Here is a 15593-nt window from a genome sequence, read left to right on the forward strand (position 1 = left end):
ACTCTTTCTGTAAGGAGACAGAATTAAATCTTCGTCAGTTTCGCGAATTTCAGAATCAAATTCTTTTCGCCTTCATGTTGAAATTTCACTTTCGCTTTGATGTTCTGCGCATCTGTTCCATCCAGAAAAATTACTTCTCCCACCCCGAAACGGTCATGACGAACTTTGTCGCCCACTTCAATATCTTGGGAAGAATTTCCACTTGGATTAATAATTCTTGCTGTTGCGACGGGTTTTAAATTTTGTGGAACCTCCAATGGCTCATTTCGCTGAATGGTTTTCTTTTCTTCTTTCTTTTTATAGAATCTCGGTTCGCTCGGTAGATCATCAAAAATGTTAGAAGTGATCCCAGAATGGTTGACAAATCTGCTTTCGATCGCGGGATTTATAAATTCTAAATACTGCGCATCGACTTCACTTAAAAATCTCGAAGGTTCCGCATCTGTAATTTTCCCCCACTGAAATCTTTGAATGGCATAGGTGAAAAATGCCTGTTTTTCGGCTCTCGTTAAAGCCACGTAAAACAACCGCCGTTCCTCCTCTACTTCTTCTCTGGTTGACGAACTCATAAAACTTGGAAACAAATTTTCTTCTAAACCCACCAAATGTACGATCGGAAATTCCAAACCTTTTGAAAGGTGAATCGTCATTAATGAAACTTGGTCGCCGTCTTCATTTTTGTCGGTTTGTGTATCTGCAGAAAGCGCAATATTTTCTAAAAAATTAGAAAGAGAGGCGTCGCCATCTTCCAACTGAATTTGTTCTTCCAAAAATCCCTGCATGGAATTCATCAATTCCTGCACATTTTCCAGGCGCGAAATACCTTCCGGTGTTTGGTCATCTTTCAGAAACTTGATGAGACCACTTCTCTTGGCAACTTCCATCGTGACGCTGTACACGTTTTCGGTTTTCAGCATCACCTGAAATGCTTTGATCATGCCCCAAAAATCAGAAAGTTTGGTAATGATTCCGTTGTTTAAACTCATTCTTGGCGCATAAAATCCAAGATTATCTAAAACCTGAGTAACGGGAATATTTTGAGAATCTGCAAAAACGATGAGTTTATTTTGAGTCGTTTCACCAATTCCACGTGCGGGATAATTGATAATTCTCGTTAAAGCTTCGCTATCATTCTCATTCACCAAAAGCCGAAGATATGCAATGAGATCTTTTACTTCTTTCCTTTGATAAAAAGACAATCCGCCGAAAACCCGATAAGGAATATTTTTTCTTCTTAATGCATCCTCAAAGGCTCTGGTTTGCGAATTGGTTCGGTATAAAATGGCAAAATCGGTGAATTTCCGCTGTGCAGAATTGTGCATTTCCCAAATATTGGAGGCGACGAAATTTGCTTCATCGGCATCAGAAAGAGATCGATAGACTTTTATTTTTTCGCCTTCTTCATTTTCACTAAAAACATTTTTCTTAAACTGCTGTACGTTTTTAGAAATCACCACATTTGACGCATTCACAATATTCTGCGTGGATCGGTAATTCTGTTCCAGGGAAACCGTTTTAGCGTCGGCATAATCTTTTTTAAAGTTGAGAATATTCAAAATATTCGCACCCCGAAAAGAGTAAATCGATTGGGCATCATCACCTACAACACAGATGTTTTCAAATTTGGACGCCAAAGCTTTTACAATTAAATACTGGGAATGGTTTGTATCTTGGTACTCATCTACCAAAATATAGCGGAACCGATCCTGATATTTCGCCAAAACTTCGGGAAAACGCGTTAATAATTCGTTGGTTTTTAAGAGTAAATCATCGAAATCCATTGCACCGTTTCGGAAACAAACCTCCACATATTTCTGGTAGATTACACCGATTTGCTTCATGTTTGCTCGTTCATCCGCTTCGATTAATTCGGGATTATTGAAGTATGCTTTTACGGTGATCAGATTATTTTTATAATTCGAAATTCTTGCCTGAACTTTTTTAGGCTTGTACAAATCAGCATCAATATTGAGTTCCTTCAATACTTTTCTGATGACATTTAAAGAATCCTGAGAATCATAAATTGTAAAATTGGACGGAAATCCCAAATAATGCGCTTCGCTTCTTAAGATTCTTGCAAAAACTGAGTGAAAAGTCCCCATCCAAAGACTTCTGGCTTCACTGTCACCTACTACTTTTGCAATCCGAACTTTCATTTCTTTTGCAGCTTTATTGGTAAAAGTAAGTGCTAAAATATTGAAAGGATCAACAAGATTGGTGATTAAATGTGCGATGCGCATGGTGAGAACGCGCGTTTTTCCGGAACCTGCTCCTGCAAGAACCATGAGTGGTCCTTCTAATGTAGTTACGGCTTCAAACTGTGCTTCATTTAATCCTTTTAAGTAATCCATTCGTATCTTTAATTGAGGCTCAAATTTACGGAAAAATTTAAAGAAAAGGCGAGCAAAATAAGTATTGAAGAATAGTCATCATTAAAGAAAATTAATAAGAGAACCGAAAAAAGAAGGCACAATTCTTGTAAATATCTCAACAATTACAAAAAAATCAAGAAACCATGTCTGAAAATATACTCACCATAGAAGATCTAAAATTTTTAGAAATTCTTCACTCGCAATTCGGCTTAAATTGTTTAAGGTTGGATGAAAATGGAATTAAAACCAATGAAAATTCTAAAATCGCAACCGAAATGGAAAATAATTCCTTCAACGATATTGATCAACTCACCGAAATAACGAAGAAATTAAAATTCAGGTTGGATTCTAATTTCCAACTCCATTTCTCAAACGGTTTTAATTTTGAGGTGAAACGCATTTAAAATTTTAAGAAAAAAAAAGACAAACTGAGGAGCTTGTCTTTTTTGTTTTTAGGCGATGAGTTGATGCAGTTTATTCACCACATCATCGATTTCAAAGGGTTTTGCAATAAAAGCATTGGCTCCAGATTGCAAAGCTGTATTTTCTAATCCACGACTTGCAGACATGATGATTACGGGAATATTTTTCGTGCGTTCGTTTGATTTTAATTGTTTGCAGATATCTCTTCCATCTTCTCCACACAACCACATATCTAGAAGAATAAGATTCGGTTTGTTTTCTGTTTCGATTAACCGGAAAATTTCTGAACCACGCATGAAGGTATTCACTTCAAAACCTTCAAAATCCAGCATTGTTCCTAAAGAATCTAGAATTGCAACATCATCATCAACGATGACTATTTTCTTTGAATTCATTTTTTTTTACTTTTTATTATTCAACAGCAGGTAAGGTGAAACAAAAGGTAGATCCTTTTCCCAAAATACTGTTTACCCATATTTTTCCGTGCGATCTTTCTACAATTTGGGAAGAAATAAATAATCCCAAACCTAATCCAGGAAAAGTGGTCTGTTCATCGCCACTTACGCGATAATATTGTTCAAATACCTTATCTTTTTTGTCTTCAGGCATTCCAATTCCGAAATCTTGAACTGAAAACTGAACATTCTCTTCAACCCTTTCAACTCTTACAATAATCTTGTCTGTATTCGGTGAATACTTGATTGCATTAGAAATAAAATTGGTAATAACCTGACTTACACGATCCCTATCTGCAAAAACCATACCTACTTTTTGCGAGTGGATTTCAATTTCAAAAACAGTGGACATTTGTTGTTCTTCAACAGTTTCTAGGACTAATTTTTCAAAATCAAAAGAAACTTCATTCAAATAAATTTTTCCCGCATTAATTTTCGTCACATCCAATAAATCACCAATCAATGATGTTAGTTTGATGATTTGCACATCCATTTTTTTTGCAAATTTTGCATTTTTTTCATCGCCGGTTTTACGCAACATTCGTTCTAAAACCTGCGCGTATAATTTAAGCGAAGTGAGTGGTGTCTTCAATTCATGACTTGCAATTCCGAGAAACGTATCTTTTTGTGCCGCCAAAGTTTTAAATTCATCAATATTGGTGCTTGTTCCAATCCATTGTTTAATGTTCCCATCATCATCCAAAACAGGAGTTGCTCTGTTGAGAAACCACATGTATCTATCATTTACGGCATCGTAAAATCTAAATTCTAATTCAAAAAACACTTTATCTAAGGCTGATTTATTCCACACTCTTTTTAAAGTGGCAAAATCATCGGGATGAATAATTTTAGAAAAATCGAAATTGGTAATATCATTTTTAGCAACATTCAAAAATTTCAACATATTTTCGTTGAAGTATTGTATCTGATTATCTTTATCTGTCGTCCAAACAATTTGTGGCATTGCTTCTGCAAGAGCGCGGTATTCCTTTGCGCTATTTTGTGCTTTTAAGCGCTCATTAACCAATTCTGTAACATTCACTGCTACATTTAAAATTGCATAAATCTCCCCATTCACGTCGCGAATAGGTCGGTAAGAAAAACTATAGTAAAAAGTTTGGAGTTCCCCATCTACAACTAAATCTACTTTGTCTTCTTTTGCGAAATAAGGTTCTCCGGTTCGAAAAATATCTTGAAGGATCTGAATAAAAGGTTGTCCTTGTAATTCGGGGATTGCTTTTTCTAATGTTTGACCAATAACTGATCTGGATTTCCCCCAAGATTTGAGCATTTGATCATTTGCAAACTCGATAACCAAATCTTCTCCTCTATAAATAGCGGTTGAATAATCTGAAATTTCTGTAAGACCCTTAAAACGCAGCTCATTTTCCTGCAATTTCTGCTCGCTCAAAACTTGGTCTGTAACATTAATTGCAACTACCGAAACTCCCACAATTTCCTGATCTGCGCGAACGGCAGCATAAATAAAATCAAAATAGTAGGTTATCAAGACCCCATCTTTTTCTAACAAAGCTTTCACTTTATTTCCTTTAATGGTTTTTCCGGTTTCAAAAACTTCTTTTAAAAACGCGGGAAATTCTTGATCTGCAATCTCTGGCAAAGCCTCTAAAACAGGCATTCCTATAACATGATCACCTTTTCCCCAATATTCCAAGACCTGCGTATTTGCATTGGCGATGATGTGGGTTTCTCCCATTAAAATTGCAAGTCCGACCGGTGCCTGACTAAAAAGTGAAGTAAGCAGTTCCAAACTTATGTTGGTCTCCAAAAATTTTTTCATAAGCACGAATTTAAAAAAAATTATGTTAAATAGCACATAAAATTTATCCCTCACCCACTCAAATAAAATATTAATAAATTTAAAGAAAAGATTTAGAATATTATTCAAATATTCTTCGTCGATGCTCACATAAGTTATAAATATTTAAAAATAATGATTATATTTGCACTTCGAAAACTTTGAAATAAAAAATGGACACAATATTTACCTTATTCATGATCCTTATCATGATTGCGAGTATCTTACTCATCATTATTGTAATGGCACAAAACCCAAAAGGAGGTGGTCTTTCAGGAACTTTTGGTGGAACTTCTTCGGCGCAGTTTGGTGTGCAAAGAACGAATGATTTTATGGAGAAAGCGACCTGGATTTTAGGTGCAAGTATCATTGTTCTCATTTTATTAAGTGTAATTTTGACTGCAAAACCTAGTTCACGCTTGCAACAAGCTCCAGCGAAAAAAGAAGCTCCGGCTCCGCAAACCGCTCCTGGAACTAACAGTACAACTACAGCTCCTATTAAAGCTCCACTTCCAGCAGGAAACTAAGAGGATTTTAAAAATAAAAATTATAAACGGTTTGGAAATTTTCTAAGCCGTTTTTTTATGTCTTTAAATGAACTTTTTTTCGGCAATATTCCAATAATCTTCTTGATGTTTAACAAACAAACAAGAAATGAAACTATCTAGAGACATTTTTTCAAGAATATCTGCATCTATGTTTTGAAAAGGAGTCTGAAAAAACGCTTCATTAATAAAAAGATTATTGCGGTCTAAAATATGAATGTTTTCTGAACTATAGAAAGGATAATTCTGAATATCTGAATTGGTGGTCAATATTTTTTTTCCGGCTGCCAAAGCTTCAAAAGTCCTCATACTAATCCCCTTCTGAAAAGGTTTATTGATATCTAAGACTGCAAAAGAATTTTTGTATATCTCGGCGATTTCCGCGTGACTCAATTTTTGAAAACTCAGTTTCTTATGATCAAATTCCTGCAGATTTTTATCGAAAATTTTCTTTAAAAAAAAAGTAAGTTTGCTCGGTGCATAATAATAAAAATAGGATTTCAGTTTTAATTGATCGCACAATTCACGAATCTTCTGACCGATCAAATACCGGTCTGTATGAGCACTTCCAATGAAAACTACCTCATATTTTCTTCGATCTAAATGATCAGAGGAATCAGCGTACTCATTTAAAAAAAATAGTGGTCGAAAGTAGAGCTTATATTGCAGCGCATCTGCAGGTTCAAAAGTGAAATTTAAATCAAAATAGAGATACAATTGAAGAAATCTCGGATATTCTTGAACGCTATCGTAGGAATAAAAAATCATTTTAGCGCTTGGATTTCTTTCCCTAAAATCCTCCAAAAAAAAGAACGGAATTGTTTCGCCTTTGATAAGTAGAAGAAAATCGTATTTTTTATCAATTATTTCCTCGGATATTTTCCGGTAATAACGGTTGATTTTTTTTTGGTAAAACTTTCTTCTAACACGGATAATTCCTTTCGTAAAAATAGAATCCGACGGTCTTTCGTTGTAAAAATCTACTTCGGCTCCCAATTCCAAAAGCTTTTGGGTGATCGCTTTTTCGTAACCAAAAAAATTGGCAGATAAGAATAGTATTTTTTTACCGACTAAATTCATGATTTCAAAAAACCTTTTTGCTTCAATTCCTCAAGAGATTCGTCAAAATTATTTTCCTGAATCGGTTGTTGTAAAACCCACTTCGCAAACGCTTCTATTCCCTGATTTAAACTAATTTTCGGTTCAAATTGCAAATATTTTTTCATGTTTGAAAGATCAGCAAAGTTATGGCGAATATCTCCTATTCGAAAATCTCCGGAAACATTGATTTGAGTATCCTTTCCATATTTTTTCTTCAAAAGCTCAGCAACAGACAAAACCGAAGTCGCAATTCCCGTCCCGACATTGATAATTTTGTTATTTGCAGTATCCAATTCCAAGGATCTGATCGTGGCTTCAACGGTATCTTCAATATTGATGAAATCTCTACTCGGCAAACCATCTTCGAAAACATTAATATTTTTTTCACTTACAATTTGAGTGGAGAAAATAGACAATATTCCAGTATAGGGATTCAAAAGCGATTGTCCCACTCCGTAAACATTCTGATAACGCAATATTACAAAATCAAGAGGAATGGATTTGCAGACGTGTTTTACCACTTCTTCTTGTTGCAGTTTTGTGATGCCGTAAAAAGAAGTGGGATGAAGTTGTGAATTTTCATCGGTCGGAAGTGGTTTTAGAAACGCTCCTTTTTCATCGGTCATTTCAAAAGTTCCCTTCTGCATTAATTCAACATTCCGCTCTTTTGGATAAGCAATTTCTGACAGGATATTTTCATATTTCCCTTCGCCATACACTGCACGGGAAGAAGCCAATACCAATTTTTTTACGGAATTTTTTTTATTGACCAAAATATCTAAAAGCAAAGAAGTACCGTAAACATTCACATGGTTGTACTTTTCTATTTCGTACATGGATTGTCCGGTTCCGGTTTCTGCTGCTAGATGAATGATCGCATCTTGACCTTCAATCGCTTTTTCGACCTCATTTCTATTTGTAATGTCGCCTTTAATAAAATGGACTTTACTTTTGATGCTCAAAAATAAAGACGAATGATTCTCTGGATTTTTGCCATGAATTTGTTCCGAAAGATTATCGAGAACGGTCACAGAATATCCCTTATCAACAAGCTTCAAAGCTAAATTGCTTCCGATAAAACCGGCGCCTCCTGTGATTAATATATTTTTCAATTTCGCTCTTTTATTTTTTCCCAAACGTGCGTTTCGGGATTATATTTTTTTACAATTTTTGCGGGAGACCCGACGATGACGCAATAATCGGGAAAATTTCCGCGGACTACAGAATTTGCACCAACGACACATTGCTTTCCTAAAATAGTTCCTGCCATGATTGCAGCTCCCATTCCGATAAAACAGTTTTCCCCAATTCGGGTCTCTTTAACCGTAATTTTTTGTTTAACCACATGAACCCCAATTTCACTATAACCGTGATCAATATTGGTAATAAAAACGTTGGCTAAAATGAGAGAACTTTTTCCGATAATTAAGTTTCCTGCCGAAGTAAGATGTACATTTTGTGAAATTATAACGTCATCTTGAATATGAATTGTTCCTCCATCTTGTGTTTCCATCCGCAGATTTGGTAGAATTCGAACTTTATTGCCAATGAATACATTGCGAATTCCCTTCAGAAAAACGGGTTTTCCTAAATAAGAAGGCATTCCAAATTTTCCAAAAAATGGCGCATATAAAAGTGCTCTCAATCCCCAAAATATTTTTTCGATCATAATTTTGCTCTTAATGGCCGTATTGCAAATTTGAGTTTTGAAATTACAAAATAAAAAAGATATTCTGGGAAGTTAATCCTTTTAGTTTGATACATTTCCCAAATATTTTTCTGAATTCCTTTTTCCATTTCTTTTAAATTGGCAGAAAGACCAGAAAAACCAAAAGATTTTTTACCGTTTCCTGCAATAACCAACTTCTCTGGCAAAAGGTACATTTGATTTTTTTCAGAAATTCTCATCCAGTAATTTGCATCTTCGGAATAATTCTGATTTTCATCAAAGAAACCTGTATTTTCAAATATTTTCCTTTTAAAAATCGCCGTTGATGTTTGCCCTGTAATTTTAAACAATAATTTTTTTAAAGTGATTTTGACCAGTTTATTTGGTGGGTGCAGTTTGTAAGGAAAGGTTATGTTTTCGTTATTCCAAAGAGAAGTGATAAAATCGATATTTTGATTTTCTAAAAATTTCATTTGCTTTTCCGTTTTTTCCGGAAGCCATTCATCATCGGAATCCAGAAGCGCAATATAATCACCTTGCGCTATTTTCATTGCCGCATTTCTCGCTTTGGAGACTCCGCTGTTTTCTTGATTAATTAAAATAATATTTTGATCTTGATGATTTTGCTGATAATTTTCTATAATCGTTTTGCTGCGATCTGAAGAACCATCGTTCACCAAAATAATTTCAAAAACACCTTCCCAAGTTTGATTTTTGATGGAAATTAAAGATTTCTCAATGCTCTTTTCGGCATTATAAACTGGAATTATTACAGAAATCACGTGTTTTAAATCTTTATATTTTTAACCAATTGCTAAAATAGGAAATTCGTTTTGCAATTAATCTTTTTCGTTATAAGGTAATCTGTTCTGAATAGAGCGTCCGAGAGAAATTTCATCGGCATATTCTAATTCATCACCAACCGAAATACCACGTGCGATGGTGGAGAAATTAACTTCAAAATTTTTGAATTTCCGATAAATATAATAAGCAGTTGTATCACCTTCCATAGTCGCACTGAGCGCAAAAATCAGTTCTTTTATTTCTTTATTTTCCAATTTTTTCTCAATGGAAGAAATATTCAACTGGTTCGGACCAATTCCTTCCATGGGTGATATTTTACCTCCTAAAACCAAATATTTGCCACGAAATTTTTCTGTATTTTCGATGGCCATCACGTCGCGAACATCTTCTACGACGCACAAAATTTCATCATTCCTTTTGGGATTTGCACAGATTTCGCAAATTTCAGAATCTGAAAAATTGTAACATTCTTTGCAATATTTAATATCGGTGACGAGTTTTTTCAAAGAATCACCCAAAGCAATTGCCTGACTTTGGGGCTGCTTCAAGAGATGCAAAGCGAGTCGCAATGCTGACTTCTTGCCAATCCCGGGAAGACCAGAAATTTCTTCTACTGCTTTGCCTAAAACTTTACTCGGGTAATCCATTAAGCAAAGATAGAGTTCGAGAAGTAATATTCAAAATTTTTTGCTGGATGAGTAAAGTTTCATCGAAATTACTTTGTGGGAATTCGATCAAAATTAATAGAATAAATTTCCTTGCCGAGCTTCTTTCAAAATAATATCTTTGAAAAAAGTAAAAACATGATTTTAAAAAACCTCAATTATCCGCTTGATTTTAAATTTAAAATCACAACATTCTCCAGTGACTTTAATATTACCGACAAAAACGGAAATTATGTAGCCTATGTGAGACAAAAAATATTCAAACTGAAAGATGACGTCATTGTTTTCAATGATGAAAGCAAATCGCAGGAATTATTTCGGATTAAAGCCAATCAATGGATCGATTTTAATGCCTCTTATTCCATCACCGATTTGGTACAGGAGAAAAATTTTGGCAGACTTGCCAGAAAAGGAATGCGCTCATTGTGGAAATCACAATACAATATTTTAGATGAAAACGACCAACCAAAATATCAAATCAATGAAGACAATGCGTGGACCAAAGTTCTGGACGGTTTTGTGAGCGAAATCCCACTAGTGGGAATGTTTACAGGTTATTTCCTGAATCCATCCTACACCGTTGTTGACAATTCTGGAAAGGAAATTTTCAGATTAAAGAAAATGCCTTCTTTAATTGGTAGAAGGTTTCAACTCGACCGATTGTACGACCTTGCCGATGAAGACGAATCCTTGATTGTTTTGAGTTTTTTAATGATGGTACTTTTGGAAAGAGCAAGAGGTTAATAGCATTTATCGACAATCAAAAAAGGATATTGAATGTTTATTACCTAAATTATAAATGGTGAATACAATTTGCCCCGAAATAAATAAGGAGAACAATCCAATAAAAAAATGAATTAGCGCTCAAGAATTTTTCGAGAGCGTTTTTTTATTTGTAAATTTGAAATAAATATATCAAAAAATGGAATTATCACAATTGAAACCTCAATTGATTTGGAAGAATTTCTCCGCATTAAATTCAGTTCCAAGACCTTCAAAAAAGGAAGAAAAAGTAATTGAATTTATCAAAAAATTTGGCGAAAATCTCGGTTTAGAAACCGCCGTTGACGAAGTTGGAAATGTCATCATCAAAAAACCAGCAACCAAGGGAATGGAAGACCGAAAAGCGGTTGTTTTGCAATCTCACCTCGATATGGTTTGTCAGAAAAACAGCGATATTGAATTCGATTTCGAAACGCAGGGAATTCAAATGGAAGTTGACGGCGATTGGGTAAAAGCCAAGGGAACCACTTTGGGAGCAGACAACGGAATTGGCGTGGCTTCGATTATGAGTGTTTTAGAAAGCAATGACATTGCACATCCGGCTCTAGAAGCACTTTTCACCATCGATGAAGAAACCGGAATGACCGGTGCATTGGGTTTAAAACCTGGGCAACTTCACGGAAAAATTTTATTGAATCTTGACACCGAAGAAGATGACGAAATCGATATCGGTTGTGCAGGAGGAATTGATGTAACCGCTTCTCAAACCTATAATGTAGAAAGTGCTAAAGGACAAACAGTAAAAATTACAGTAAAAGGTTTACAAGGTGGTCATTCTGGAATGGATATTCACAAAGGTTTCGGAAATGCGAACGTAATTCTCGGCAGACTTCTCTACCACGGGATTGAAAACCAAAATATTCAGCTGATCTCAATTGATGGCGGTGGTTTAAGAAATGCGATTCCGCGAGAAGGAAATGCTATTTTATCTGTTCGGAATTCGGTTGAATTTATCGAGGCAGCCAACAGTTTGAAAGCTTCAATTTTGGAAGAATTTGCGAGTGTTGAAAAGGATTTACATATTAATATTGAAACTTTCAGCACACCGGAAATGGCGATTTCTACTGAAGATTCCAAAAAAATAATTTTAGCATTAAAAGCTGCTCATAATGGTGTTTACAGAATGTCACCCGATGTTGCAGATCTGGTTGAAACCTCAAACAATATCGCACGCGTTTTATTACAAAACGGTGAATTAACCTTAATGAATCTCGCGCGATCTTCCGTAGATTCTACAAAAAATGCGGTTGCAGAACAGCTAAAATCTGCTTTTGAATTGGCAGGATTGAAAGTTGAATTTAGCGGATCTTATCCAGGTTGGAAACCGAAACCAGGTTCGGAAATCGTGCAATTAATGGAGAAAATCTACGAAAAAGATTTCGGGGAAAAACCTATGGTTGTTGCTTGCCACGCTGGCTTGGAATGCGGAATCATTGGTGCCAATTACCCCGAGATGGAAATGGTAAGTTTTGGTCCTACTATTCGAGGCGCTCATTCTCCGGATGAAAAGGCGAATATTCCTTCTGTTCAGAAATTCTGGGGATTTTTGAAAGAAATTCTGGCGAATATTCCGGCGAAGTAATCTTTAATTAGAAAATAAATATCCAAAAAGCAAATTTGTTTTTTGGATATTTTTTTATGATGAATGGAGAAAATTATTAGCGATCGAAAACGCTTATTTATCAATTTTCTTTTTACTTTTTTTCTTTGATGAAGCGGTGCATAAAAATCCGAGTCCAACTCCTAAAACCATCATCATTACTGTTTGGGTTTTTTTCGAAGGAACAGGAATTGCTAATTCACCATATATTCTCATTGGAGATTCAGAAGGATATTTCACGTTTCCATCGGTATCGGTTTCACCATTTGGTTTCATTGCTAATCTCATTGCAGCAGAAGCGGTGTTGATAATCGTTCTTGGGAACAAACCGTACAATACTTTCATAACGCGCGCATAACCATCAGTAATGATGCTTTTTTTCGGATTTTTTGCGGCTTCAACCATTTGCGCTGCTAATTCTTGCGGATCTGAGGAGAAAGGCGGAATTTTAAAATCGAGCCCTGAATATTTTGCAGAATGCATATTTCCTGTAGAACGCTGAATTCCAGGATACAACCCTACAATATGAATATTGGGTTCATCGGAAACTTCGCCCTGTAAACCTTCAACCATTCCTCTAATTCCAAATTTTGTACTCGAATACACGGTAGAATACGGAGCAGGCATCCAACCACCGATCGAAACATTATTGATTAGAACACCTTCTTTTTGTCTTTTAAAAATGGGAAGAACTGCATACGAACCATGGAGAAATCCTAAAAGATTTGTTTTTACAACCTGATCTAAAGTTTCTACGGGAATATCTTCAAATTTTCCACTGGCCATTACACCCGCATTATTCACCCAAATATCAATTCTTCCATTAAATTGTAAGGCAAGTTCCGCGAGATTTTTCACTTCTTCCATATTGGAAACATCAGTAGAAACACCCAATGCTACTGCACCTAAATCGTGGCAAAGAGAAACGGTTTCATCAAGCCCTTTTTGTCCTCTTGCGCCGATTACTACATTGCAACCTTCTAAAGCAAAAGCTGCGGCAGCTGCTCTTCCGACGCCACTTGTTCCGCCGGTGATGACTACTGTTTTTCCGGTGAGTACTCTGAAAGTTTTTTCTTGTTGCTGTATCGTATTCATTTTACTTATTTTTTATTCTAGCAAGTAGTATCAATTATTATGCAATTATCTTTTTGAGTAAGATTTTGTACTTCACATCAACCTGCTGTAATAAAAAACTTTAATTTTAGCGCATCAAATTTTGAATAAAATAAAATTAGAAAAATGGATTCAAAAGATAATTACGACAATCTTCTTCACCTCTTAAAAGAACGTTTCAAAACCTATATGCACCGACATGAAGGGTTGAAATGGGAAGAAATTCAAAAAAAATTAAAGGAAAATAAGAAGAAATTAGAATCAGTACGACAAATGGAAGAAAGTGGCGGTGAACCTGATGTGGTTGGATTTGATGAAAACTCTGGTTAATATCTTTTCTATGACTGCGCAGCGGAAAGTCCCAAAGGTCGCCGTAGTTTTTGCTATGATCAAGCGGCACTCGATAAAAGAAAAGAGAATAAACCTAAGAATAATGCGGTTCAAGCCGCTCAATCAATGGGAATAGAAATTTTAATGGAAGAAGAATACCGATATTTACAAACGCTCGGAAATTTTGATACGAAAACTTCAAGTTGGTTGAAAACTGAGGAAAATATCAGAAAATTAGGCGGTGGTGTTTTTGCAGATTTTCGTTATGATACTGTTTTCGTTTATCACAATGGTGCCGAATCGTATTATGCTTCGAGAGGTTTTCGCGGAGTTTTAAGGGTTTAATGTTTTAACGACATTAAAAAAAAATCCCGGAACTAATTTCGGGATTACTATTTTTTATACAAAGTTTTTTGTGAATTTTCTACCGTTTTTAGGAGAATCAATCATTTATGGATAAGGCGCAATGATCACTTCCAAACCTTCAATATCTTCCGTAATATGAATCTGACAACCTAAACGGGAATTATCCTTTACATGAAACGCTTCAGAAAGCATCGCGTCTTCTTCATCACCCATTTCTGGCAATTTTTCCGAACCTGCGATCACATAAACCTGACAAGAAGCACACATCGCCATTCCACCGCAAACTCCAATCGTACCTTCATCTGCGAGTTCATAGGAACGAATGACTTCCATTAAGTTCATCGACATGTCTGTTGGTGCAAGAACTTCATGAATTGCTCCGTTTCTGTCGGTGATTTTTAAATTAATATCCTGCATTTTTTTATTTTTTGCTCGTGGCTCTACATTCTTTAATCAATTTTTTTAACGACTGCTTTTTCTGCTTCTTTTCTGCTGCCGTCGAAACCATCTACTCCACTTACAGTGGTATATTTTAAGACAAATTTCTTACCAGGATTCAATCGATTATAAACACTTTGACACATCAAAGTTGCTTCATGAAAGCCACATAAAATAAGTTTAAGTTTTCCCGGATAGGTATTGATATCGCCAATTGCATAAAGTCCCGGAATATTGGTTTGATAATCCAACGCGTTGTTCACTACGATCGCATTTTTTTGAATTTCGAGTCCCCAATTTGCCAAGTCGCCTAATTTCGGAGTAAGTCCGAAAAGGGGAATAAAATAATCGGTTTCCAGATCAAATGTTTCGCCATCTTTTTCAATCGTAATGGCAGATAACTTTCCATCTCCTTTAATTCCTGTTACTTCAGCGGGCGTCATCATTTTAATTTTTCCCAGATCTTTTAAAGCCTGCACTTTTTCCACAGAATCTAAAGCGCCACGAAACTCATTTCTCCGATGAATTAAGGTTACTTCACTCGCAATTTCTGCAAGAAAAATACTCCAATCTAAGGCAGAATCGCCACCACCGGCAATTACTACTCTTTTATTTCTGAAATGTTCCGGTTCTTTAATAAAATATTCTACGCCTTTTTCTTCATAGTCGCCAATATTTTCAATGGTAGGCTTTCGAGGTTCAAAAGTTCCCAATCCACCTGCAATTGCGACTGCTTTTGCACGATGCACTGTTCCTTTATTTGTGATTACTTCGAAAGTTCCGTCCTCCAGTTTGGTTAGCGTTTGAGCGGTTTCACCTAAAGTAAATCCAGGTTGAAACTGCTTGATCTGCTCCATCAAATTATTCACCAATTCTCCGGCGTTTATCGATGGAAATCCCGGAATATCGAAAATAGGTTTTTTCGGATACAATTCGGTCAACTGTCCACCAATTTGCGGAAGAGCATCAATTAAGTGGCATTTCATTTTAAGTAAACCGGCTTCAAAAACTGCAAAAAGTCCTGTTGGTCCCGCTCCTATGATCAATATATCGGTTGTAATCATTCGATGATTTATTTACAAAATTAGTTGCACAAATTTAAGAAAAATA

At 35.7% G+C, this 15593-nt stretch carries 15 protein-coding genes and 1 pseudogene; 5 read left to right on the top strand and 11 right to left on the bottom strand.

Going from position 1 to position 15593, the window contains the following annotated elements; all coding sequences use genetic code 11:
• Nucleotides 1-23: 23 nt before the first annotated feature.
• Nucleotides 24-2351, bottom strand: a complete 2328-nt coding sequence (locus BW932_RS10930; protein WP_076387543.1) for an ATP-dependent helicase — start codon at nt 2349-2351, stop codon at nt 24-26.
• A gap of 164 nt (nt 2352-2515) precedes the next feature.
• On the opposite strand from BW932_RS10930, the gene BW932_RS10935 reads away from it, so the two are divergent.
• Nucleotides 2516-2776, top strand: a complete 261-nt coding sequence (locus tag BW932_RS10935; RefSeq protein ID WP_076387544.1) for a hypothetical protein — start codon at nt 2516-2518, stop codon at nt 2774-2776.
• Nucleotides 2777-2824: 48 nt separating this feature from the next.
• Here BW932_RS10935 and BW932_RS10940 read toward each other — a convergent pair whose 3' ends face one another.
• Both BW932_RS10940 and BW932_RS10945 read right to left on the bottom strand, forming a co-directional pair.
• Nucleotides 2825-3190: a response regulator gene (locus BW932_RS10940; protein WP_076387545.1), complete on the bottom strand. Its 366-nt coding sequence runs from the start codon at nt 3188-3190 to the stop codon at nt 2825-2827.
• A 16-nt stretch (nt 3191-3206) separates the two neighbouring features.
• On the bottom strand, nt 3207-5051 hold the full coding sequence (locus tag BW932_RS10945) for a PAS domain-containing sensor histidine kinase (RefSeq protein WP_076387546.1): 1845 nt from the start codon (nt 5049-5051) through the stop codon (nt 3207-3209).
• Nucleotides 5052-5242: 191 nt separating this feature from the next.
• Here BW932_RS10945 and secG point away from each other — a divergent pair, with 191 nt between their 5' ends.
• Nucleotides 5243-5596 carry a preprotein translocase subunit SecG gene (gene secG / locus BW932_RS10950; protein ID WP_076387547.1) on the top strand — a complete coding sequence of 118 codons (354 nt, stop codon included), beginning with the start codon at nt 5243-5245 and terminating at the stop codon, nt 5594-5596.
• 63 nt (nt 5597-5659) lie between these two features.
• On the opposite strand, the gene BW932_RS10955 is transcribed toward secG, so the two are convergent.
• Genes BW932_RS10955 through recR form a run of 5 tightly spaced genes read right to left on the bottom strand, consistent with a single transcriptional unit; the run spans nt 5660 to nt 9835 of the window.
• Nucleotides 5660-6694, bottom strand: a complete 1035-nt coding sequence (locus tag BW932_RS10955) for a CgeB family protein (protein ID WP_076387548.1) — start codon at nt 6692-6694, stop codon at nt 5660-5662.
• Entirely contained in the window at nt 6691-7827 is a 1137-nt protein-coding gene (locus BW932_RS10960) for an SDR family NAD(P)-dependent oxidoreductase (RefSeq protein ID WP_076387574.1), read from the bottom strand. The genes BW932_RS10955 and BW932_RS10960 overlap by 4 nt, the downstream gene beginning before the upstream one ends.
• A complete protein-coding gene (locus BW932_RS10965; protein WP_076387549.1) occupies nt 7824-8384 on the bottom strand; it encodes an acyltransferase in 561 nt (186 codons plus the stop codon). Before BW932_RS10965 ends, BW932_RS10960 begins: the two co-directional genes overlap by 4 nt.
• The gene (locus tag BW932_RS10970; protein WP_076387550.1) at nt 8381-9166 is read right to left on the bottom strand and encodes a glycosyltransferase family 2 protein; all 786 of its coding nucleotides are present in this window, start codon (nt 9164-9166) and stop codon (nt 8381-8383) included. Before BW932_RS10970 ends, BW932_RS10965 begins: the two co-directional genes overlap by 4 nt.
• 57 nt (nt 9167-9223) lie before the next feature.
• Nucleotides 9224-9835, bottom strand: coding sequence for a recombination mediator RecR (gene recR, locus BW932_RS10975; protein WP_076387551.1), 612 nt, complete (start codon nt 9833-9835; stop codon nt 9224-9226).
• Nucleotides 9836-9991: 156 nt separating this feature from the next.
• On the opposite strand from recR, the gene BW932_RS10980 reads away from it, so the two are divergent.
• Entirely contained in the window at nt 9992-10597 is a 606-nt protein-coding gene (locus tag BW932_RS10980; RefSeq protein WP_076387552.1) for an LURP-one-related/scramblase family protein, read from the top strand.
• Between the two features lie 178 nt (nt 10598-10775).
• Nucleotides 10776-12218, top strand: coding sequence for an aminoacyl-histidine dipeptidase (locus BW932_RS10985; protein WP_076387553.1), 1443 nt, complete (start codon nt 10776-10778; stop codon nt 12216-12218).
• A gap of 93 nt (nt 12219-12311) precedes the next feature.
• On the opposite strand, the gene BW932_RS10990 is transcribed toward BW932_RS10985, so the two are convergent.
• Nucleotides 12312-13331 carry an SDR family NAD(P)-dependent oxidoreductase gene (locus BW932_RS10990; RefSeq protein ID WP_076387554.1) on the bottom strand — a complete coding sequence of 340 codons (1020 nt, stop codon included), beginning with the start codon at nt 13329-13331 and terminating at the stop codon, nt 12312-12314.
• Nucleotides 13332-13475: 144 nt separating this feature from the next.
• On the opposite strand from BW932_RS10990, the pseudogene BW932_RS10995 reads away from it, so the two are divergent.
• Nucleotides 13476-14024: pseudogene (locus tag BW932_RS10995) on the top strand (DUF4256 domain-containing protein).
• A gap of 105 nt (nt 14025-14129) precedes the next feature.
• On the opposite strand, the gene BW932_RS11000 reads toward BW932_RS10995, so the two are convergent.
• Both BW932_RS11000 and BW932_RS11005 read right to left on the bottom strand, forming a co-directional pair.
• Nucleotides 14130-14462, bottom strand: coding sequence for a 2Fe-2S iron-sulfur cluster-binding protein (locus BW932_RS11000; RefSeq protein ID WP_076387555.1), 333 nt, complete (start codon nt 14460-14462; stop codon nt 14130-14132).
• A gap of 32 nt (nt 14463-14494) precedes the next feature.
• A complete protein-coding gene (locus BW932_RS11005; protein WP_076387556.1) occupies nt 14495-15547 on the bottom strand; it encodes an NAD(P)/FAD-dependent oxidoreductase in 1053 nt (350 codons plus the stop codon).
• Nucleotides 15548-15593 lie beyond the last annotated feature (46 nt).

This window comes from Kaistella chaponensis, assembly GCF_900156725.1.
Taxonomy (GTDB): Bacteria; Bacteroidota; Bacteroidia; order Flavobacteriales; family Weeksellaceae; genus Kaistella; species Kaistella chaponensis.

Coding starts and splice junctions, on each gene's coding strand:
- BW932_RS10930 (WP_076387543.1), bottom strand. CDS start 2,351: ATGGATTACTTAAAAGGATTAAATGAAGCACAGTTTGAAGCCGTAACT.
- BW932_RS10935 (WP_076387544.1), top strand. CDS start 2,516: ATGTCTGAAAATATACTCACCATAGAAGATCTAAAATTTTTAGAAATT.
- BW932_RS10940 (WP_076387545.1), bottom strand. CDS start 3,190: ATGAATTCAAAGAAAATAGTCATCGTTGATGATGATGTTGCAATTCTA.
- BW932_RS10945 (WP_076387546.1), bottom strand. CDS start 5,051: ATGAAAAAATTTTTGGAGACCAACATAAGTTTGGAACTGCTTACTTCA.
- secG (WP_076387547.1), top strand. CDS start 5,243: ATGGACACAATATTTACCTTATTCATGATCCTTATCATGATTGCGAGT.
- BW932_RS10955 (WP_076387548.1), bottom strand. CDS start 6,694: ATGAATTTAGTCGGTAAAAAAATACTATTCTTATCTGCCAATTTTTTT.
- BW932_RS10965 (WP_076387549.1), bottom strand. CDS start 8,384: ATGATCGAAAAAATATTTTGGGGATTGAGAGCACTTTTATATGCGCCA.
- recR (WP_076387551.1), bottom strand. CDS start 9,835: ATGGATTACCCGAGTAAAGTTTTAGGCAAAGCAGTAGAAGAAATTTCT.
- BW932_RS10980 (WP_076387552.1), top strand. CDS start 9,992: ATGATTTTAAAAAACCTCAATTATCCGCTTGATTTTAAATTTAAAATC.
- BW932_RS10985 (WP_076387553.1), top strand. CDS start 10,776: ATGGAATTATCACAATTGAAACCTCAATTGATTTGGAAGAATTTCTCC.
- BW932_RS10990 (WP_076387554.1), bottom strand. CDS start 13,331: ATGAATACGATACAGCAACAAGAAAAAACTTTCAGAGTACTCACCGGA.
- BW932_RS11000 (WP_076387555.1), bottom strand. CDS start 14,462: ATGCAGGATATTAATTTAAAAATCACCGACAGAAACGGAGCAATTCAT.
- BW932_RS11005 (WP_076387556.1), bottom strand. CDS start 15,547: ATGATTACAACCGATATATTGATCATAGGAGCGGGACCAACAGGACTT.